This is a genomic window from Clostridium aceticum, assembly GCF_001042715.1.
Lineage (GTDB): Bacteria > Bacillota > Clostridia > Peptostreptococcales > Natronincolaceae > Andreesenella > Andreesenella acetica.
The window spans coordinates 3,090,153-3,111,595 of record NZ_CP009687.1 but is presented as its reverse complement, the minus strand read 5'-3'; the positions used below and the strand labels follow the sequence as shown (position 1 = coordinate 3,111,595).

Genomic DNA, 21,443 nt, shown 5'->3' with positions numbered 1-21,443 from the left:
TTGCAAAGTAGTGAGGCAATACTTAGAAAAATTCAGCATAGGCGTGTCATCATTATATGTATAGCTATTGCATGTGGGGTAATAACTTTTAGTGTAAGTATCATGGTTGGTACTATAAATCTCCAGTTAGGGGAAATTTGGCGGGCATTGTGGAAAACCAGTGATAATTCACTGGGAAATCAAATTATCTATAATGTTCGTTTGCCTAGAATACTGACTGGTTTTCTTGTAGGTATGAATTTAGCAGTAGCAGGTGGATTATTACAAGGAATATTGAGAAACCCTTTGGCAGCACCACATGTAATCGGGGTGAATGCAGGTGCTGGATTACTTGCAGTAATTGTGATGCTTTTTGCTCCCGGGCAGATGCATCTGATTCCTATAGGAGCTTTTGTTGGTGCTCTTACCGCTGCATTGTTAGTATATGGACTTTCTGTACATACAGGCACCTCATCAACAGCTCAAATTGTTTTAGCAGGAGTGGCAGTATCAGCTTTTTTGAGTGCTGTCACTTCTGGCTTGATGCTTCTACATGCCGACGAACTGGCGATCACTTATTCATGGCTTTTAGGAAGTTTATCAGGAAGAAACTGGAGATATTTTAGCATGCTATGGCCCTATAGCCTTTTTGGGTTGATGACGGCTGTTTTGATTAGTCCTAAGATCAACCTGTTTCATCTAGGGGAAGAAATTGGAAGCAGCTTGGGTTTGTCAGTTAAAGTATATAGAACCCTAGTTATTATAATTGCTGCTGTTTTGGCAGGAAGTGCAGTGAGCGTAGCAGGCACCATTGGTTTTATAGGACTGATTGCACCTCATTTGGCTAGGCTATTGGTAGGAAATGATTACAGATATTCTATTATCCTGAGTGCAGTCTTAGGAGGGACATTGCTAGTGATATCGGATACTATTGCAAGAAGTATATTTCAACCTGTTGAGTTATCCGTGGGAATTGTTACAGCAATTTTAGGGGCACCTTTTTTCCTGTTTCTTTTATATAGAAAGCGAAGTTTAAGTTAAATAAAAATAATTTATAGTAGGTGATTTTGGATGATGAATGTTAACTTTTTAGGATTGCTGCCATGTGCTTTAAAAGTTCCTTTTGAAGCTTGCTTAGGTAGCCATGTGAAGAAATTCGAAAACAATAAAAATCTTTTCAAGTATTCGGTAGTAAGCAATGCCAATAATGAATTGTCTTTTTTTACGAAGTTAAACGAAATGAAGGAATTTAGCTGGTTGCCTGATATGGTGATGGCGCCAGGATTTAATGGTTTTTTCTATAAAAGCTTTATGGAAAAATATAAAAGCAGTCATTTTGAAGCAGTGATACCGTCAAAAATAAATCCATTATGGAAGCAATTGTGTTTATCAGATCCAGAGGAAAATTATACCATATTTGGCTTTAATCCCACCGTTTTTTTAGTAGATCGTACAGTTCACAAAGAAGTACCAGTTCCTAAAAGATGGAGAGATTTATTGGAGCCTGAATACATAAACAAAGTAGCCATTAGAGGACACAATCGTAGCGGTCAGGAGATTCCTATGGAATTTTGTGAAGGAATCCTGTTAAATATGTATAAAGAAGAGGGGGAGGAAGGGATAAAAAAACTAGGAAGGGCAGTAAAATGGAGCTTGCATCCTTCGCAGATGATAAAAATGGCAGGAAGCAAGAAAAGTGATGTACCTGCTGTAAGTGCAGTTCCTTATTCTTTTGCCAAACTTGTTAAAGAAAGTGAAGATATTTCTATTGTTTGGCCTGAGGACGGGGCTATTGTAAATCCTATCACCTTATTAGTCAAAAACTCCAACCAGGAGAAAAACAATGAGATGTTGGAGTTTTTGCTAAATGAATTTGTAGGTGGAATGTTTGCAGAAGTAGGATTTGTTTCAATGCATCCGGAAACAAAAGATCATTTCCCAGAAAATATTTCTTACAAATGGCTGGGTTGGGACTTTATTCACGGATATGATTTAGAAGAAATGAAAACTTATCTAAATAAAGTATTTTGGCAGACCTTTGGGGGTAGGGATCTATGAAGTTGATCACGGTCTCAGGACCTCCTTCCACAGGGAAAACTGCTGTTATTCTAAAAACTGTAAAAGCATTGATGCAAAAACAGCTTCGTATAGGTGTAGTAAAATTTGACTGTTTAACCACTGAGGATGATAAATTATATCGAACTCAGGGAATACCTGTAAAGGTGGGGTTATCAGGAAATTTGTGTCCAGATCATTACTTTGTCAGCAATATTGAAGAATGTATTGCGTGGGGATTAGAAAGTCAGTTTGATTTATTAATTAGTGAAAGTGCAGGTTTATGCAATCGCTGTTCCCCCCATATAAAAGAAGTAACAGCGGTCTGTGTGATTGACAACCTTATGGGTATCAATACACCAAAGAAGATTGGTCCCATGTTGAAAATGGCTGACATTGTTGTAGTTACAAAAGGTGATATTGTATCTCAGGCGGAAAGAGAGGTATTTACATTTAAAATAAGACAGGCGAATCCTAGAAGTACCATCATGCATGTCAATGGGATTACAGGGCAGGGAACAAATGAGCTAGCATCTCTACTGATAAACACGAAAGACTTACTTACACTTCAAGAGAAAAAACTCAGATTTTCAATGCCTGCTGCACTGTGTTCTTATTGTTTAGGAGAAACGCAAATAGGCAAAGACTTTCAAATGGGTAACATACGAAAAATGTCTTTAAACTGATAAATCTTATTAAAAATGCTTATTAAAAATGATAGATTGTATTAATATATAGAAGGAAGCGATGAAAATGCAAAACATCGATATGCTTAAAGTGATGAAAATAAATCATATTCTCCATCAGTATCCCTATGCAAAGGATTTTTTCTATACCATGGGACTTCCGGTTGAGAATAAACAATATACCATAGGACAGTATATTGAAAATATAGATCCTATTTTAATCGAGGATATAGGTGTGGATAGAAAAGAATTAGAACAGCAGTTTTATATTTTTATGAATCATATGCAGAAGATAAAACAAGGAATGCAACTTGATATTCAGTCTATCACGATTCTAGGAGGAAAAGACAAAGCTGCAAATACAGAGGAATTAGCTTTGCAGATGAAGCCTGGTGAGATCATCTGTATCGTAGGACCTACTGGGTCTGGAAAAAGCAGGCTTTTAGCAGATATTGAGTGGATGGCACAAAGGGATACACCTACCCAAAGACAAGTATTGATTAATGGGCAAGTGCCCCCCACAGAATGGCGGTTTTCTGCAGAACATAAGCTAGTAGCACAATTATCCCAGAACATGAATTTTGTAATGGACTTAAATGTATATGATTTTATAAAATTGCATGCGGAAAGCAGAATGGTAGATAATATAGAAGAAAAAGTTTCAGATATTATCTGCCATGCAAATAGATTAGCGGGAGAATCCTTTCATAAGGACACATCGATCACCTCTTTAAGTGGAGGGCAATCCAGAGCATTAATGATAGCAGATACTGCATTTTTAAGTATTTCTCCCATTGTATTGATAGATGAAATTGAAAATGCAGGTATTGATCGAAAAAAAGCTTTGAATCTTTTAGTAAAAAAAGATAAAATTATTCTGATGGCTACCCATGATCCCATATTAGCATTGATGGGGGATCGGAGAATTGTCATTAAGAATGGTGGTATTCAAAAAGTAATTGAAACCAGTGAAGTAGAGAAAAGTAATCTAAAAAAATTAGAAGAAATAGATAAAACTTTATTAAATTATCGAGAAATGCTTCGCAAGGGGTATATTTTAAATATGAGCATATAATAAATAAAACCTGAGATAAATGAGGTGTACACAATGGATGAATTTATGGGAAAACTAAAAGCATTAGCAGATGAAACAAGATTCAAGGTAATTCAACTTCTTTTAACGCACGACTATTGTGTAGGTGCTTTGGCAAAGCAGCTGAATATTTCTGAAGCTGCTGTATCACAACACCTACAAATATTGAGAAAAGCGGGGGTTGTTAAAGGGGAGAAAAGAGGATATTTTACTCATTATGTGGTAGACAGAGAAATCCTCAAAAAAGTCGCAGAAGATATCATAAAAGAAGCATCCAGAATGCCTCAAGAAAAAAATAAGTGTCAGAAGCATAAGGTTGGCAAAAAACAATGTTGTAAAATGTTGTAAAAAGGAGGGAAAAAGTGATGGGTGAATGCAAGTGCCAGAATCCTGAACTAAAGCCTGAAAAGGAAAAGTGCAGCGAGAAGCAAATCAAACAATGTCATGGAGAGGAAGAAAAAGAACATCCTTGTGACTGTGAAAAAAAATAATAGAAAAGTAGTATGAAACTTGCAGCAGATATCCTGAGAAATATTTAAGGATATCTGCTGTGAATTTTTAAACTACCAATAATTCAGTTTATGGAGCTAACTTATTGGTAGTGGAGTATATCAGTACTACCTTCAATTTTTACATCCACATCAATTTCCAGATTGGTAGCTTGTAAAATATTAGGTATGAGAATTCGTGGATACTTTACTTCATAAAAACATTGAACATTAAATAAATCAATATTCATTTTTTTATAAAAGTTAAATAACTCCTTTGCTTCATTTTCGATTTTTAAAGCAGCCTCCTGCTGAAGTTTTTCGACAGTATTCGAATCTAAGATAATACCTTCTTGGGTTTCTCCAAAGGTAGTTCGAATATTGATGGACTTTTTGAAAATAAGTTGATTATTTTCTAAATGAATAGAGGTTTTAGTATTACTCTTCAATATCTCCAGTACTGCCTTTTTATCTGGATCAACAGGATGAGGAATCGTGATCAAACCTGCATCTAAGGTGTTCATTAAAAAGTGGTAGATTCTTGTTTCCTCACTACTTAAAGTGCCAACTAATTTATCATTTTCCATAACAGCAGCACCAGATATCTTAATCTTGTCTTCCCCTATGTTTTTGTCTGTCTCACAGGCAAAAATAGTGAGTATGTCTACGCCTCTTCCCTTTAAACGATTGTTAAGATACGCATTAAACCGCTGAATCCCTCTTAATGGAGCAGCGGCAGGGTTTTCTTGCATTTCATATAAGTATAGACCTAAATACTCATTTTCCTTCAATTTTGCGTGGATCAAAGTATTTGGATCATCACCTGTATAAATAAGAACGAAGGTTCTTATTAAGAACTCCTGATCCCGCTGTAGGAAGTCAAGGAATTCTTTTAAACCGTATTTCGCTGCCCTTTCGGTAAAAATGATGGCCCTATTTTGTGTGTAGTTAAGCTTATAACTGGAGTAAGTATTAAGTTTACGTAGAGCCTCAAAAATAGTGTCTCCTGTGGCTTCATAAAAAACCCGATTTCCTCTTTCTGTATTGGTTTCATTGCTGCGGAAGGAGTGAAAGGCTTCTGCGATGACAGTAGGACGCCCCTCCTCGTCTACGTCAATAATGAAGGCAGTAACAAAAATCACTCGATTGATATCTATATAGTTAAAGCAACTGGTTAAAAAAATACTGCATAACAAGATTAAAGCAATAATTTTTATCTTCATTATTTCTCATCCCTATAGAAAATGTTTTTAGAAATATCTTTTAAGTCATCTCTTAAAATAAAATCTTGAAAATTAAAATTTTTAAAGGTTCCCATTGGATATAAGTAGGGATAACCGCAGGTGGTTAAATCTGATACATGGGACCAAAACAAGATAAAGCCTGTATAAAATCCCGGCAGCCCTAAAAATGCCGCCATCAATAAAATAAAATTGGACCATAGAACAACAGATCCATACATCTTTGGAACTAAGAACAATGAAATCGATGATAGAGCAATAATAAGCACTGTAATTTCAGAGGCTAGACCAGCTCCAATGGCAGCGTCCCCTAGAATCAATGCTCCTACGATACTAAGGGCAGAACCGATGGGTTGAGGCAATCGAATACCAGCCTCCCGCAATATCTGAAAAAAGAACATCATTACTATAATCTCTACAATGACAGGGAAAGGCACCCCAGATCTGGTAATGGCCATCCGAAAAGCAAAGATATAAGGTATGAGCTTAAAATGATAAGTAATTAAGGAGATATATAGCCCCGGTAGTAATAGAGCGACAAAGAAGGCTACCCATCGAACAACTTTAAAGAAATTTTGAGTGTATTTGTTTAAATAGTAATCATCACCTACATCAAAATATTCAACAAAGAAGTGAGGAGCGGTTACAACAAAGGGAGTATTATTTTGAAAAATGGCTACCCTGCCTTCTGCCAGTTTTGAAGCAACGATATCTGGTTTTTCTGTATAGCCTAAGGTATCAAAGACGGTTCGTTTTTCCTGTAGAGATTCGTCTAAAGCCTTAGATTCCAGTAAAAATTTTATGCTTATCTTTTTTAGACGCTTTCTAACAAAATCCACTACTTGTGCAGGGGCTTGGTCTTCTATATAAGCTAAAACCACAGAAGTATTACTTTGCTCTCCTAGGATCAGTTTTTCAAATTTAAGCTTAGGGTTACAGACACGACGCCTGATCAGAGAAATATTATCAGAAAGGTTTTCATTAAAACCCTCTCGAGGACCTTTAATAACTGTCTCTGTGGGGGGTTCTTCGATAGATCTAGAACTATATTCCTCCACTGTACAGTAGATGATTTCATCGATAAAACTAAATAACACCACAGCATTACCAGATAAAATCAATTGGATTGCCTCGTTAATATTACAGACTAAGCCAGTATCATCTGCAACAATAAAGTCATTTCGTATTCTCTCTACATCCTCTGGGATATCCTCATAGGTTATTAGGGGATTTATAATGAAATTACTGATGAAATTTTTATCGCAAATGTTGCTGATATAGATAATAGTAATAGGACCTTTTTCTGTATTTATTTTTCGATAATTGACATCATAACTATTTTTCAATTCTTCTTTGATGGTTTCGAGATTTTCCTCATATTTTTTAAAAAATATTCTTTTTTTACTCACTCAACTCATCCTTATCCGTATATATTGAATAATGTTACACTAACTGGAAATACTCATTAAATATTTACCAACCATTTACTTCAAAGAGAAAGGTTGTTTTTATGAATAAATTTAATACAAAACACTTTGCTTTTCTTATACTTGCGGTTACGATTGTATCACAAAAAACATATCCAAAGGTTTTTACCATCAATGGGGGTCGAGAAAGCTGGATTGCAGTGATTATTTCTTCCATAATGATATTGCTGTACCTTATGTTTTTTTTGAAGGTTTGTGAAAAGAGCAATAACTATGATTTTATTAGCATATACCGTCAAGCCCTTGGTCACAAGGCAGGAAATCTACTTCTATTTTTATTTGCTGTTACACTTTTTATCACCCTAGTAGAATCAGCAGCTGTAGAAGCCAGTTCCATGCATACTAATATGTTGTTGGAAACTCCGGTGTGGTTTTTTATTTTATTCTTTGTTATTCCAGCAGCCTATAGTGCTTCACGAGACATCGTATCCATTGTAACCATTACACTGATAGGTATCACATTGATTAACCTTGCTGGAATTAATCTAGGGATGTTAACCTCCGAATACAAAGATTCCAGATTATTATTTCCTATTTTTCGTGAGGGGATTACAACAGGTTTTCTTTTATCCATTCTACAGACATTAGGGCTTTATGGAAGTTTAACAATAATATTCCCCTATTTAACAGAAATTAAAGATAAAAGAAAATTATTTTTACATGCAACATTGGGGATGCTTTTTGTGATACAGATGTTGATTGTATCTATTACAGGCACCTTAATGACCTTTGAAATTACTCGAGTGAATTCAATTCCTTATCCAAAATTATTGCAGACACAAATGATAAGCAAACTCAGGTTTATAGAGGCGGGAGAACTTTATGTCATGCTTCAAATCGTAGGAGGGTGGTATATTCGCTATATCGTCACTTTTTATGCCTTGATAAAAGTCTTATCAGCCCTTAAACTGAGACATAAATATATGATTATAATGATCAGTGGAGCTGTAGGGATTGGTGCTTATCTTGCAGGAAACAATCTATTTGTATTGTTTAGATTTTTAAATTACTATACCTATATCGCTCTAATAAACTTCATTATTATACCTTTTGTTATTTTCATTATCTATAGTTTTAAAAAGCAAACTGTGGATAGCAAGGGTTGATACTATCTTTATTTTACACAACAATAGAAAAGTGAACCCTTGTATTTATCACGCCATTATGATAAATTATTAGTGGACAGTTCGAAAGCCTCCTGTCCCTAAACAAAACTAAGGCACAAAACTAAAGAATTACTTCTTTTTTTGTACCGGTTATTTTTTGTATATGTTTATTGAGGCTGCCTATTTTAGGTGGCCTTTTTCCATTTGTTTAAATATTTTGTCTATTGTTAATATATATTTATGAATTTAAGTAGACTAAGAATTATATTTACATTCTCAATTGCCTAATGAAGAGTCAAATTGTACATTTAGGTTATTAAAATTCCAGAATAAAGGCTTATGTGAGATAGTTTTTGCTGAAAGGGAGATTAAGATGAAAAGGGTAGGATTGACGACAACAGTGCCGGTAGAAATACTGCTGGCAGCAGGGGTAAGACCTGTAGACTTAAATAATATTTTCGTTACCAGTGGTAAGGCATTGGACCTAATAGAAGCCGCAGAAATAGATGGTTTTCCTAGAAATATTTGTGCATGGATTAAGGGGCTATATGCTACTGCTATAGCTGAAGAGATAGACACTATTATTGGTGTAACTGAAGGGGATTGTTCTAATACAAAATCCCTCATTGAAGTATGGCAATCAAAAGGCATTGATGTAATTTCTTTTGGTTTCCCACAAAAACGTCAATATGAAGAAATGCTGCAGGCAGTTGATGGTTTAATGAGGCATTTTCAGGTTAATATAGAAGCAGTAGAGGAGATTAAAAGAAAGCTATATCCCATACGTCAACGAGTAAAATATTTAGATGAATTAACCTGGAAATATAATAAAGCAACGGGTTTTGAAAATCATTTATGGCAGGTTTCCTGTAGTGATTTTAATGGTGACCCACAGCAGTTTTTAGTAGACCTTGAGAAGGTGATTGGCAGTATAGAAAAAAGAACTCCCTTTGAGGATAAAGAGGTTAGACTAGGTTATATTGGCGTTCCTCCAATTGTGGAGGATCTCTATACACTGATAGAAAACAACCAAGGCAGGGTTGTCTATAATGAAGTGCAAAAAGCCTTTACTATGGCGGAGAATAATGTAGATGTGGATATCCATCAGATGTATTTAAACTTTACCTATCCTTATGATTTACAAACTCGTTTAAGAGATATAAAGACAGCCATCATAGAAAGAAAATTGGATGGAATGATTCACTATACCCAAAGCTTTTGTCATCGAGGTATTGAAGATATTGTTATAAAAAAGGAGCTGGATCTTCCTATATTAACGATTGAAGGGGATTTGCCAGGAAAGGCAGATGCCCGTACAAAATTAAGGATAGAATCCTTTCTTGATATGCTAAAGGATTTAAAGGAGTGAAATAATGAGGATATTAGGCATAGATATAGGAAGTCGTTCAGTGAAAATGGTGCTTTTTGAGGATGAAAAAATACTGAAAAGTGAGATTATCAGTACAATGAAATTTTATAGAGATCATTGCATGACGATAGATGGAAAAGTAGAGATTGATCTTGCCTCCGTAGGTTTTCATCAGCCAGATAAAATCATCAGCACTGGTTATGGTAGAAACAATATTCAAGTAGCAGATGCTTTAGTTATCAATGAATTAAAGGCCCATGTCTATGGCAGCATCTATCAGACGGGCTTGAAGGATTTTACCTTATTAGATATTGGTGGTCAGGATTTTAAAGTGATAAAAGTAGAAAATGGCATTATGGTGGATATGATTTTAAACGATAAGTGTGCTGCTTCTAGTGGAAGATACTTAGAAAACATGGCAACACTTATAGAAATATCTTTGGAAGAGCTGAAAAAACATTATAAAAATCCAGTACATTTAAACACCACCTGTGCTGTTTTTGGGGAATCGGAATTGATCGGACAGATTGCAATTGGTCATGGTATATCAGAGCTTGCAGCAGGGATTAATTACTCTCTTTATCAGAGAATAAAACCTCAAATGAAAAAATTAAGGAGCAAGACCCTTGTGTTAACCGGCGGGGTAGCACAGAATGATGCCATGATACATTATTTGAAGGAGGATTTTGGTGAAGTCCTTCTTCCTCAGTATCCCCAGCTAAATGGAGCAATAGGGTGTGGCTATTTAGGCATGATAAAAGAAAGGAAGGAAAGACATGTATAATAAACTGATCGACGTAACCAAAACTTTTACCTTTGACAGTGCTCACCACTTAGAAAACTATGATGGTGACTGTAAATACTTGCATGGACATACCTATAAGTTGGAGATTACAGTTCGGGGAAAGACCGATGATTGTGGGATGGTGATAGATTTTAGTGAGTTAAAAGCAATCGTAAAAAAAGAAGTCATCAAACCTTTAGATCATCGTTATTTAAATGAAGTTTTAGATTTCAATCCCACCTGTGAAAACATGATCGTATGGATCTTTAATAAATTAGAAGGTTTGCTAAAAAAAGAGCGTTACTGGCTTCAAAAAATAGTTTTATGGGAAACGCCAACAAGTTTTGCTACCTTAGAAAAGGAGCAATATGATGTTGAAAGTTAATGAGATATTTTTAAGTATACAAGGAGAGGGGATTTCTACAGGTTATCCTACTGTATTTCTTAGATTATCCGGCTGCAATCTGCGATGTCTTTATTGCGATACCAGCTATTCTTATGAAGACGGGGAAGAAATGACGATGGAGGAAGTCCTTGAAAAAGTAACCTCTTATGGTTATAAAAGAGTTTGTTTGACGGGGGGAGAACCTCTGTTGCAGCAGGAAATAAAGACACTTTTAACAGCCTTGAAGGAGTACGAAATAAATATTGAGACAAATGGGTCAGTGGATATTCGTCTATTTCCTCTTGGAGAGAAGCACCGATTCACCATGGATATAAAAACCCCTTCCTCTGGTGAGGCAGAAAACAATTGTTTAAGTAACTTTAAATATCTTCGTGAAAATGATGAAATAAAAATCGTCATAGGAGATCATCAAGATTACTTGTGGGCAAAGGATCTTTTAAGACAACATTATGAACAAGGGATCATTACTTTTTCGCCTATTTATAATAGGGTTGATCCTAAAAAAATAGTTCAGTGGATGCTGGAGGACGGTATAGATGCACGTTTTCAATTACAGCTTCACAAAATACTATGGGACCCAGAAGAAAGAGGGGTTTAAGATAATAATCATGAAAGTGTGAACTTTGAGGTTAATGATTAAATAGGCTAAACTAGGGGAGGAAACTTTATGAAAAAAGCAGTAGTACTATTGTCAGGAGGCTTAGATAGCACAACCTGTATGGCGGTTGCCAAAAATGAAGGCTATGAGCTATATCCAATTTCCTTTGATTACAACCAAAGGCATAAAAGAGAACTAGCACTAGCTAAAAAAATTGCTGACTACTATGGAGCAGAAGGACATAAAATTATTTCTATGGAGAATGTAGGAGGTAGTGCCCTGACGGATATGTCAATCGATGTGCCAGCCTATAAAGGAGATCACCAGATCCCTATTACCTATGTACCAGCCAGGAATATTTTGTTTTTAAGTTATGCATTAGGTTATGCAGAAGTCATAGGAGCAGAGGCGATTGTGATAGGTGTCAGTGCAGTAGACTATAGTGGCTACCCTGATTGTAGACCAGAATTTATTGAAGCCTTTCAAAAAGTAGTGGATGTTGGAACAGCAGCAGGTGTTGAAGGAAAATCTATAAAAATTATAACACCCCTGATTCATCTAAGCAAAGCAGAAACCATTGAACTGGGTCATCAGCTGGGTGCTCCCTATCATTTAACCACCAGTTGTTATAACGGAGAAGAAGAAGCTTGTAGGGTGTGCGATAGCTGTGTGTTAAGGTTAAAGGGTTTTGAAGAGGCAAAATTAGAAGATCCTATTGTGTATAAATAACAGAACAAAAAAAGGTTAGACCAATACAAAGAGGCCGAGAATATTCTTGGCTTCTGGAATATAGTTATACAGAATAACGTTTCCTGCTAAGACATTACTTGAGATAAAATGAGGGTATACATTTAATTTCCAGTTATTAGAGTAAAAGAGTCGTCACTCGAGTGGCAACTCTCTTTTTTGCAAAAAAACGATGCTAACAGGAGCATGCTTAATTTTATTATTGCAAAATGGTTAAAAATGGTATATACTTTGCTTAACATGATAGTGATAATCAATATCATGTTGTTAGGAGGCTCTTGTTGATGATAGAAAATGCATCTGAAAAACATAAAGTTTTTAATACAAAAAACAAAAACTGTCCTGTATGTGCCATGCTGAACAGTATCTACACAACTGATTCCTTTCAAAAAGAAATGCAAATGCCTGAAGAAATGGGAAAAGGCTATTATCGTAGAATTATTGTCAAACCTTCAATGGAAGTAAAAATATCCGATATGACTTTTTACAAAGGTATTACCATGGGAGAAAGACAAGGTGACCCTGCTTATTATCTTGCATTTTGTTTAGGGGAAGCCCTTCAGTGGAGAATAGAAGAGGACAAAAAAGAGTATGAGCTAAAGTGCGGCGAAAGCTATATTTTCAATGGAAACCAGGGAAACAGTATATGCAGCTATAATCCAGGACAGCGGTTTTGTGGTCTTGGTATACAGTTGGAGCCTGAAATGATAACAAGTATTGTTCATCATATGGGAAAAAAACACCTTGAAGGATACTATAGAAACTATTCCTTTTATAAGAGAAAATTTTCAGCTAACATTAAGCTGATCCTAAATGAGATGATTCATTGTCCTTATCGAGATCAGGTAAAAAAAATATATCTTGAAGGGAAAATATTAGAATTGATTGCTGTTTATATGAATGAATCTATCTTTGAAAACGGAGATCTATATCCTTCATCCAACCTCTCTTCATCTGATATAAAGTCACTTCATCAAGCCAAAAGGATTCTTGATGAAAGCATCACAGCACCACCAACCATAGGAAAGCTGGCAAGATTGGTATATCTTAATGAATATAAGCTTAAAACAGGATTCAAGGAATTGTTTGGTATGCCTGTTCATGCCTATGTTATTGATAAAAGATTAGAACGAGCACGTTTTTTAATGGAGGATAAAAAGCTGAGTGTTATGGATACAGCGCTTTCAGTGGGGTATAGTGATGCCAGCCATTTTGCAGAAAAATTTAGAAAAAAATATGGTATGAACCCATCGGAATACAGTAAAAGTTTATAAAAATATCTGTCTTAGGAACAGTGAAGAAATAGCTTCTCTGTTCCTTAATTCCTTTTTGGCATAAAATTTTTTCTTTTTGGCGTAGAGGGGGAGAGGAAAATAAGATATGATTTTCTTATCACAGAAATATGATAATGAATATCAATATCTATGCGAGGTGAAGGTAATGAATAATACTATTGTAACAAAGAAAAAAACAGGTATTTCTCGTTTGTTAGAAATTGCAGGGGAGAAACGAGGTCTGCTGGTGCTTTCGGGTATATTGTCAATCATAAGCACTTTCCTGATGTTTGTTCCTTTTGTAGCTACTTATTTTATTGTGGCAGAGCTTTTAAACAATGCAGCGAATCCAGCTTTGAGCAATGTTTTTCTCATTCGTCAATGGGGCTTACGGGCACTATTGTCTCTTTTAGGTGCTCTTTTGTTTTTATATGGAGGTTTGATGGCCTCTCACATCGCTGCCTTTCGTATCCTTTATAATCTTAGAATTCGTTTAGCAGAACATTTGGCGAAGCTGCCCATGGGGTATCATACACGCCAGTCTTCAGGAGCTATAAAGAAAACACTGGAGATGAGCGTAGAGAAAATAGAAGGTTTTATTGCCCATCAGCTTCCCGACTTCGTAGGGGCGGTAGCATTACCTTTTATTATGCTATTTGGCATGTTTCTTCTTGAGTGGCGTATGGCCCTGACCTGCGCTGTGCCAATTGTGACTGCCTATCTATTGCAATCAATTGTGTTTTATGGTAAAGAAGGAAACCTTGCTATCAAGCATTATCATGATGCGCTAGAGCAAATGAATGCCGCAGGTGTCCAGTATGTGAGGGGAATGTCTGCCATCAAAGTGTTTGGTCTTACAGTAGATACCTTCTTGAGTTTTCACAACGCCATTAACGGCTATCGAGATTGGGCAGTAAAATACACTAAGTTTTGCAAACGACCCTACATCATCTTTATGACGATTCTTGCATCGCTTTTTTCCTTCATTCTTCCAGTAGGGATCCTGCTGCTTAGTGGTCAGCCGGATCATCAAGCCTTTGCATTGACATTAATGCTCTTTCTTGTATTGGCACCAGGCTTATCTGTGCCAATGATGAAGCTTATGTATTTAGGTGGAAATATGCGGCTTATCTCAGAGGGTGTGGAGAGAATTGATGAAATTTTTGCGCAAAAACCCATCACAGAACCGTTAATTTTGAAAACCCCTAAGGATCATAATATAGAATTTGACAATGTAAGTTTCACCTATGACAATAAAGATGCTGCAACCCGTACAGAAGCACTGACCTGTGTATCTTTTATTGCAAAAGAGAAGGAAATAACCGCTTTAGTGGGACCCTCTGGCAGTGGAAAATCCACCATCGCCAATTTAATCCCTCGATTTTGGGATGTCACCTCTGGCAGTATTCGTATCGGTGGTGTTGATATAAAGGATATAGGTACGAAGAAATTGATGGAGATTGTCTCCTTCGTATTTCAGGATGTACATCTTTTCTATGATACGATTGAAGAAAATATTCGTATGGGCAAGACAAATGCTACCCATGCTGAGCTTATTCAAGCAGCAAAGGCAGCCTGCTGCCACGAATTTATTCAAGCGTTGCCACAAGGCTATCAGACCAAAATCGGAGAGGGAGGCACTTATCTTTCAGGTGGAGAAGCACAGAGGATTGCGATTGCCCGAGCAATTTTAAAAAATGCTCCCATCTTAGTACTGGACGAAGCCACTGCCTTTACCGATGCGGAAAACGAAACAAAAATACAAGAGGGATTAAGTGCCCTTATCAAAGGGAAAACAGTCATCATCATCGCCCATAGATTATCTACAATCCGTGAGGCTCAACAGATTCTTGTGGTGGATGGTGGGCAGATTATGGCTTCCGGCAGACATGATGAATTAATCCAACAAAAAGGACTCTACCTCCGTATGTGGGAGGCCCATATAGATGCAGGAGCATGGGAATTTTCTAAAAAAAATAAATCAAAGGCGGTGAATATATAATGAAAAATTTTTTTTATAATATATCCAGTGGCAATCCTAAAGCACTTGTCATGCCTTGCTTTGCTTCTTTTTTAGAGGGGATTTGTAAAATAGTACCGGCGGCTCTTATTTTTGATGTAATTAACACCCTATATTTCTCCTTTGTAAATCCTGAAATACCGCTAAATATTGAAAGATTATGGAGAGTATGCGGCATGTTGATAGGATGGACGGTGGTACAGTATTTGATTTCTGGCTTTGCCTACAGTAAAACATTTACTGCGGCATACGATGCCTCCGCCAATGGTCGAGCTGCCCTTGCAGAACATCTCCGTAAACTATCTCTAGGTTTTTTGGGCAGTCGAGACCCAGGGGATCTTACTACCATGATGCTGGGAGATTATGCAACTGTGGAAACCACCATTTCTCACTATGTGCCACAGTTAGTCAGTGCTACAGCCTTTCCTATCATAGCTTTTATTGCATTGCTATTTATCAACTGGCAAATGGCCATTGCTATGTTTATCGCTTTACCCTTCTCTATTTTGATTGTATGGCTTTCAACGGGACTTCAATTGAGGCTTGGCAAAAATCATGTGAAAGCCAAGGTGGACAGTGCCAGTCGATTGCAGGAATACCTGCTTGGTATGAGGGAGGTTAAATCTCATAACCTTAGCGGTGAGGGGTTCCAGCGGCTTCAGGAAGCTTTTGCACGTTTAATGAGGGAGTCGATCCGGCTGGAGGGCATCATTGGTCCTGTGATGATGGTGGCAATAGCATTGATGCGGGCAGGTCTTACCCTGATGATTTTTACGGGGACGTTTCTTCTTGTAGGGGGTCAGCTTACCTTACCTATATTTCTTGTGTTTTTACTATTGGGTACCCGTGTATTCGAACCTTTGACGATGGTGTTTATCAACTATGCTGAAATACGTTATTCGGTTTTAAGCGCAGAGCGTATCATGCAGATTCGTCATGAAAAACCTCTGTCAGGAGAAAAAAATCCTCCTGAGGGAAATTCTATTGAATTCCAGGATGTTACTTTTGCTTATGACAACACTGATGTCCTTAAAAATGTATCCTTTTCTATTCCTCCCAAGAGTATTACAGCTTTAGTGGGACCTTCCGGAAGTGGAAAGAGCACAATAACCCGTCTTATTGCAAGATTTTGGGACGTACAGGAGGGCAGGGTGTTGATTAATGGAGAGGATATCAAAGAGGTCGACCCTGAAAAGCTGCTGACACGGATTTCCATGGTATTTCAGGATGTGTATCTTTTCAAGGATACCATTCGCAATAACATCAGCGTTGGAAAAAACAATGCCTCCCAGCAGGAAATTGAATGGGCGGCAAAACAGGCCTGCTGCCATGACTTTATCATGAAGCTGCCTCAAGGTTATGATACACCCGTGGGAGAAGGGGGATGCACCCTTTCAGGGGGAGAAAAACAGCGGATATCTATTGCCAGAGCCCTTTTAAAGGATGCTCCTATTGTACTCCTTGACGAAGCCACTGCATCCCTTGATCCAGAAAACGAAACACAGGTTCAAGGAGCCATTAATGCTTTGGTGAAGAATAAGACGGTGATTATCATTGCCCATCGACTGAAAACCATAAAAGCAGCAGATAAAATCATTGTATTAGAGAAGGGAAAGATTCTGGAGGAAGGAACACATGAAGCGTTATTGGAAAAACAAGGATTGTACCATCATCTGTGGCGTATTCAGCAGCAAGCCTCAGGCTGGAGGGTGCAGGTATCATAAATACAGAGGTGAAGGTTGAAGATCGAGAAGTCTTAAACCAGTAAAGTATTTAATTAAGGAGTGATGCTAATTGGAAACAAAATTACATGAAAAGGATAAACAGAAACAAATGATTCTTTCAGATAATTTATGGAAGGTAATGTATAGCGTTTCATGGCCGGCAGTGATTGCAATGGTATTATATGGACTGAATTCAGTATTTGATGCCATATTTGTAGGAAGATTTGTAGGAGAAACAGCATTAGCAGGAGTTTCCATAGCCTATCCATTGTCTCAAATCACCCTTGGATTAGGCTCTCTAATAGGTGTTGGTGCAGGATCAGCCCTTAGCATCGCCTTAGGAGCAAAGGACAAAGAGACTCAGAAAAAGATACTAGGTAATGTAAACTATCTATCCATTGTTATAACAGTGATCTACGTAATCCTTGCATTGTTATTGACAACACCTCTGGTTAAAGTAATGGGGGGTGTAGGTGATACATTAGAGATAGGTAGAACTTATTTTCAAATCACTGTCATAGGGGCATTATTCTGGGTGTATGGTTTAGCAGGAAATATGATTGTTCGTGCCGAGGGAAAAATGAAAACAGCAGCGGTAATTATGGCACTAGGGCTTGTGGTGAATATTATAGCCAATTATATTTTGATCGTAGTGATGGACATGGGGGTTGCAGGAGCAGCTTGGGGGACAAACCTGGGTATGTTTGTATATACAGCTGCGGGTTTTATCTATTTTGCAAAAGGCAAAGCATCCTTTGAAGCCCATCCTTTTAAATTTTTTAGAGATAAAAAGATGATCAAGGATATTTTTTCCATGGGAATGCCATCTTTAATTATGAGTGTTATGAGTCTTGTGCAGGCTGTAGTGGTTTTTAATGCTTTATCCAGATATGGCAGTACTTATGATTTAGCTCTTTATGGTGCTATATATAGAATATTTACTTTATTGCTGACACCAATCTTTGGATTGATGCGGGCATTGCAGCCTGTTATCGGCATTAATTATGGTGCAAAAAATAATCTTCGTGTCATCAGCAGCTTTAAAATATTTGCAGTAGCCAGTACCTTGATGATGTTGCCCTTTTGGTTAATTTTTATGATCATACCGGAAATTCCATTAGGCTTAATGTTTCCAAATAGAATATTTGATGCCGTCAGTTTATTTTACTTTAGAATTTTTATGGCACTCTTGCCTATATTACCTGTTATATTTATGATGATGACATTCTATCCTGCTATCAATAAAGGGAAGCCAGCCGCAATGATAGGGATTGCAAGACAAGTGATTTTCTATATACCTGTGATGCTGATCCTTCCAAAACAGTTTGGTATTCAATGGGTGTATTATGGTGCTTTTTTCATCGATGTAGTTATAACTATTTGGGTGCTTGTATTGGTAAAAAAAGAATTTCATCTTCTTAGAAAAGGACAACAAAAAGCAGAAATCTGTCATGAATATGATCAAATTAATTTACCAAGGGAATAGACTTACTCTAATACACTTCTACTGTATTTTAGGTCTTATGCAGATTTTTATGGCATTTCATAGTTTTTGCACAAAGAAGTAAAAGTCTTGAAGCATAAAGAAAAGAAAAAACCAGCTATATATTGATGTAGCTGGTTTTTTGATTGTATGTAAATTGCTTTTAGTCATTAATATTATCCACATGATGATATTTATGTTATTTATTTTCTTTGCAGCCACAGCCTTCTGGTTGATGACAAAGGCAGTCGGAACAATCACAAGTGTTGACATTTTTTTTCTTGAAGTATGAAACAATACCTAGGAAAAAATTTAAAAATACTTTCATAATTGAAGTCACTCCCTTCTCTACAAATTGATAATAATTATCGTTATCATTAAAGATACAATATCATAAAGTTTCGTTGTTGTCTATACTTTTCTATGGTATTGTACTTTTTAAATAGTAATCATAGGTGTTAACTTAATACAATTATTACCAAAATTCTCTCGAACTGTCATTTTACTAACATTAAGATCCTTCGACTCCGCTTCGCTTCACACAGGATGACAAATTATGGCTTAAGTTAACGCTAATGAATAGTTAGTAAAAACTGAAGTAATAATCTGCAAAATAAATGAGGAATAGATGTACACAATGACCCTAAACAAAGGAGTGATGTTAGTGTATATTTATATAGCTAATTACCAACTTACACGGCTTAGCAAATACAGCCCTAGGAAGATTAATATTCCTCCGCTGAAATAGTGAACATATTGTGTATAATATTGTACTATAGGCAGCTTTTTTAACAGAGCAGTAAAGGTGCCTGCTATAATCAAAGGAAGTCCATGGCCTAGTCCGTAAACAAAAAGTAAAAAACTACCATAAGCTAATTCTCTTTGCAGGGCTACATAAGTTATGACTACTGCAAGTACGGGAGTAGCACAGGGAGAGGCTACCAGACCAAAAAAAAGTCCCATTAGATAAGCCCCTGAGTAACCATTGAGTTTAAGGGGCATCTTTTTTAGACCGGGCATTTTAAAGCTAATCACACCAAACAGGTTTAAACCCATAATAATTGCTATTGCAGACAGTATATAATACCAGATTGCACCAATCTGACCGAATACAAGACCCAAAGAGGCTGCAGCCAGTCCTAAAATGGCAAAAGTCGTTGCTAGACCCAGAACAAAGACAAAAGACAAGCTAAAGCCTCTAGTTCTGGTGGCATGATCATCATAACCACCTATGTAACCCACCATAACCGGCAGCATGGACAGGAGGCAGGGGCTGATACTGGTTACGAACCCACCTCCAAAAACCATCAATATTGTTAATATTGATTTACCAGCTATTATTTGCGATATTGTTTCTGTAAAAAAAATATCCAAATATAACGCCTCCCTTGACACTTACTTTTTCTTACCAAGCAAATCCTTCAAAATTCTTTCTTCCATATGTTTAAAAGATTTGCTGCCAATATCATTACCTACGATGTTGCCTTTTGGGTCAATATAGAAGAAAACAGGAATAGAACTGACATTAAAGGCTTCTATGAGTTTTTCGCTTTGGGGATGATCTACATCGACGATAATAAAAGCTACTTCATCATCATACTTCTCCTCTAGAGCCAAAATCACGGGCTCCATTGACACACAGGCAGGTCACCAGACAGCATAAAACTCTAGAAAAACAGGTTTTCCAGCGGACAATGCCTCTTGATAGGTCTGATATGGTTGTTCAGTTACATGAAAGGTTTTTTTTGTAGTAAAGAGATAAGGTTTAGCCAAAACTCCAATTACTAAAGCTAATACAATCATTAATACAAATGTTTTTTCTTTACGTCCCAACAGTACTCCCCCCTTAGCTTCATTATTAATTGATACTTATTATCATTATATCACGCTGAAAAAAATAGTAAATAAAAAGTTCATGAACCCCTCAAAAAAATTTAACCGACAAGACTGCAAGGAGCAGTTTTGCCGGCTTTTTTGTTGTATAAATGATTTATAAACTTTCTTTAAGATATCTTGAAATACAGTACAATTCAATGAGTCTTAGCTCTGATACGATTGTTCATATTGTCCTATTGAGCTAAAAACTGAATGTAATATACCATAAAATTATTCAATACAATTAATGTGTAGACTAAAGAACCGTATTTCAATAGTCTGGTTGTTTTTTCACAGTCTGTCAGACTTCTTTTTGCAATTTTGTAAAGGAATACAGCCAATAATACAAAGCCTACTACTTTGAAATGAAAAAGAGAATCTTTTTGTATAAAATAGTTTGCAAAAGAATTTATTTCTACAGCCCCCATGCTTATACCCATCATTGTAGATATATAATCTAGTAGATTTAACAGACCAAAAATTTTTATCCATCTCCAAAAAATATTCATAGGATTCTCTCCTCTAAGGACATTTATCGAGAAATTTATGTGAATACTGAACTTACAATTTTGCAACACAACTTATTATATTTATTCCCACCAAAATCCTATAATAATCATTAGCAAATAAAGAAATCCCAATAATTATTATTGAAAATAAAAAATTAAGAAAAAATTAAGAAAATATTGACATAAATAGGAAAGCGTGCTAATATGTTTATGAGAATGAAATTCATAATCAAATCAACTAGGTGTTTTTATCAATTCAATCAGAAACCAGTACACTTTTATGAGGAGGGGGTATGTTGGATAAAAATCAATTGGTTTTAGAAAAAGTGCGACAGCTGTATGAGTCTCTATTCTATCACGAAGGCTACGGGGAATTGAAAATTGAGATGAGAATTCTAAAAAAGGGACAAAAAGAAGTTATTATCCATTGCGGAAAGCAGTATCGTTACGTAGTAGACTGGATTCCGGAAAGCCTGAATAAGAAGGCTGTTCTTTAAGTTGTTGTAAAACCAGCTTACT

23 protein-coding genes are annotated in these 21,443 nt (G+C 36.4%); 17 read left to right on the top strand and 6 right to left on the bottom strand.

Translation table 11 applies throughout. The annotated features are described in order from the left end of the window. The 6 genes from CACET_RS14305 to CACET_RS21160 all read left to right on the top strand — a co-directional run bounded on the left by CACET_RS14305 (window position 1) and on the right by CACET_RS21160 (window position 4,304). A complete protein-coding gene (locus CACET_RS14305; RefSeq protein ID WP_044824912.1) occupies window positions 1-1,020 on the top strand; it encodes a FecCD family ABC transporter permease in 1,020 nt (339 codons plus the stop codon). A gap of 33 nt (window positions 1,021-1,053) precedes the next feature. Continuing rightward, the gene (locus CACET_RS14300) at window positions 1,054-2,037 is read left to right on the top strand and encodes an ABC transporter substrate-binding protein (RefSeq protein WP_158386079.1); all 984 of its coding nucleotides are present in this window, start codon (window positions 1,054-1,056) and stop codon (window positions 2,035-2,037) included. Further along, the gene (locus tag CACET_RS14295) at window positions 2,034-2,720 is read left to right on the top strand and encodes a GTP-binding protein (protein WP_044824910.1); all 687 of its coding nucleotides are present in this window, start codon (window positions 2,034-2,036) and stop codon (window positions 2,718-2,720) included. The genes CACET_RS14300 and CACET_RS14295 overlap by 4 nt, the downstream gene beginning before the upstream one ends. A 67-nt stretch (window positions 2,721-2,787) precedes the next feature. Continuing rightward, window positions 2,788-3,795, top strand: a complete 1,008-nt coding sequence (locus CACET_RS14290) for an ATP-binding cassette domain-containing protein (RefSeq protein WP_044824909.1) — start codon at window positions 2,788-2,790, stop codon at window positions 3,793-3,795. Between the two features lie 33 nt (window positions 3,796-3,828). Next, on the top strand, window positions 3,829-4,161 hold the full coding sequence (locus tag CACET_RS14285) for an ArsR/SmtB family transcription factor (protein ID WP_044824908.1): 333 nt from the start codon (window positions 3,829-3,831) through the stop codon (window positions 4,159-4,161). A gap of 17 nt (window positions 4,162-4,178) precedes the next feature. Next, window positions 4,179-4,304 (top strand): hypothetical protein, encoded by a 126-nt coding sequence (locus tag CACET_RS21160; protein WP_278287081.1) that lies wholly within the window; start codon window positions 4,179-4,181, stop codon window positions 4,302-4,304. Window positions 4,305-4,405: 101 nt separating this feature from the next. Here CACET_RS21160 and CACET_RS14280 read toward each other — a convergent pair whose 3' ends face one another. Together CACET_RS14280 and CACET_RS14275 are read right to left on the bottom strand one after the other, a co-directional pair. Then, window positions 4,406-5,524 (bottom strand): Ger(x)C family spore germination protein, encoded by a 1,119-nt coding sequence (locus CACET_RS14280; protein WP_044824907.1) that lies wholly within the window; start codon window positions 5,522-5,524, stop codon window positions 4,406-4,408. Further along, complete coding sequence (locus tag CACET_RS14275; protein WP_242846929.1) at window positions 5,524-6,951, bottom strand: spore germination protein; 1,428 nt, start codon at window positions 6,949-6,951, stop codon at window positions 5,524-5,526. Before CACET_RS14275 ends, CACET_RS14280 begins: the two co-directional genes overlap by 1 nt. 101 nt (window positions 6,952-7,052) lie before the next feature. Between CACET_RS14275 and CACET_RS14270 the strand changes: the two genes are divergently transcribed. From CACET_RS14270 to CACET_RS14225, 10 genes are all read left to right on the top strand, one after another. After that, a complete protein-coding gene (locus CACET_RS14270; RefSeq protein ID WP_044824906.1) occupies window positions 7,053-8,135 on the top strand; it encodes an endospore germination permease in 1,083 nt (360 codons plus the stop codon). 373 nt (window positions 8,136-8,508) lie between these two features. Next, entirely contained in the window at window positions 8,509-9,504 is a 996-nt protein-coding gene (locus tag CACET_RS14265; RefSeq protein ID WP_044824905.1) for a 2-hydroxyacyl-CoA dehydratase family protein, read from the top strand. 4 nt (window positions 9,505-9,508) lie between these two features. Next, on the top strand, window positions 9,509-10,288 hold the full coding sequence (locus CACET_RS14260) for an acyl-CoA dehydratase activase (protein WP_044824904.1): 780 nt from the start codon (window positions 9,509-9,511) through the stop codon (window positions 10,286-10,288). Beyond that, window positions 10,281-10,673 (top strand): 6-carboxytetrahydropterin synthase QueD, encoded by a 393-nt coding sequence (gene queD / locus CACET_RS14255; protein ID WP_242846928.1) that lies wholly within the window; start codon window positions 10,281-10,283, stop codon window positions 10,671-10,673. Before CACET_RS14260 ends, queD begins: the two co-directional genes overlap by 8 nt. Next, window positions 10,660-11,292, top strand: a complete 633-nt coding sequence (locus CACET_RS14250; protein ID WP_048407545.1) for a 7-carboxy-7-deazaguanine synthase QueE — start codon at window positions 10,660-10,662, stop codon at window positions 11,290-11,292. Before queD ends, CACET_RS14250 begins: the two co-directional genes overlap by 14 nt. A 69-nt stretch (window positions 11,293-11,361) precedes the next feature. Beyond that, on the top strand, window positions 11,362-12,021 hold the full coding sequence (gene queC / locus CACET_RS14245; protein ID WP_044824902.1) for a 7-cyano-7-deazaguanine synthase QueC: 660 nt from the start codon (window positions 11,362-11,364) through the stop codon (window positions 12,019-12,021). A gap of 302 nt (window positions 12,022-12,323) precedes the next feature. Beyond that, window positions 12,324-13,313: a helix-turn-helix transcriptional regulator gene (locus CACET_RS14240; RefSeq protein WP_044824901.1), complete on the top strand. Its 990-nt coding sequence runs from the start codon at window positions 12,324-12,326 to the stop codon at window positions 13,311-13,313. 106 nt (window positions 13,314-13,419) lie between these two features. After that, window positions 13,420-15,315 carry an ABC transporter ATP-binding protein gene (locus CACET_RS14235; RefSeq protein ID WP_479722633.1) on the top strand — a complete coding sequence of 632 codons (1,896 nt, stop codon included), beginning with the start codon at window positions 13,420-13,422 and terminating at the stop codon, window positions 15,313-15,315. Beyond that, on the top strand, window positions 15,315-17,057 hold the full coding sequence (locus CACET_RS14230; RefSeq protein WP_044824900.1) for an ABC transporter ATP-binding protein: 1,743 nt from the start codon (window positions 15,315-15,317) through the stop codon (window positions 17,055-17,057). Before CACET_RS14235 ends, CACET_RS14230 begins: the two co-directional genes overlap by 1 nt. Window positions 17,058-17,127: 70 nt before the next feature. Then, complete coding sequence (locus CACET_RS14225; protein ID WP_201774943.1) at window positions 17,128-18,543, top strand: MATE family efflux transporter; 1,416 nt, start codon at window positions 17,128-17,130, stop codon at window positions 18,541-18,543. A 681-nt stretch (window positions 18,544-19,224) separates the two neighbouring features. On the opposite strand, the gene CACET_RS14220 is transcribed toward CACET_RS14225, so the two are convergent. The 4 genes from CACET_RS14220 to CACET_RS14205 all read right to left on the bottom strand — a co-directional run bounded on the left by CACET_RS14220 (window position 19,225) and on the right by CACET_RS14205 (window position 20,924). After that, window positions 19,225-19,914: a cytochrome c biogenesis CcdA family protein gene (locus tag CACET_RS14220; RefSeq protein WP_242846927.1), complete on the bottom strand. Its 690-nt coding sequence runs from the start codon at window positions 19,912-19,914 to the stop codon at window positions 19,225-19,227. A gap of 21 nt (window positions 19,915-19,935) precedes the next feature. Then, the gene (locus tag CACET_RS20975) at window positions 19,936-20,172 is read right to left on the bottom strand and encodes a thioredoxin domain-containing protein (protein ID WP_242846932.1); all 237 of its coding nucleotides are present in this window, start codon (window positions 20,170-20,172) and stop codon (window positions 19,936-19,938) included. 15 nt (window positions 20,173-20,187) lie between these two features. After that, window positions 20,188-20,373, bottom strand: a complete 186-nt coding sequence (locus CACET_RS14210; RefSeq protein WP_044824898.1) for a hypothetical protein — start codon at window positions 20,371-20,373, stop codon at window positions 20,188-20,190. Between the two features lie 236 nt (window positions 20,374-20,609). Further along, window positions 20,610-20,924: a DUF5658 family protein gene (locus CACET_RS14205; RefSeq protein WP_044824897.1), complete on the bottom strand. Its 315-nt coding sequence runs from the start codon at window positions 20,922-20,924 to the stop codon at window positions 20,610-20,612. A 296-nt stretch (window positions 20,925-21,220) separates the two neighbouring features. On the opposite strand from CACET_RS14205, the gene CACET_RS14200 reads away from it, so the two are divergent. Next, window positions 21,221-21,421, top strand: a complete 201-nt coding sequence (locus tag CACET_RS14200) for a hypothetical protein (RefSeq protein WP_479722632.1) — start codon at window positions 21,221-21,223, stop codon at window positions 21,419-21,421. Window positions 21,422-21,443 lie beyond the last annotated feature (22 nt).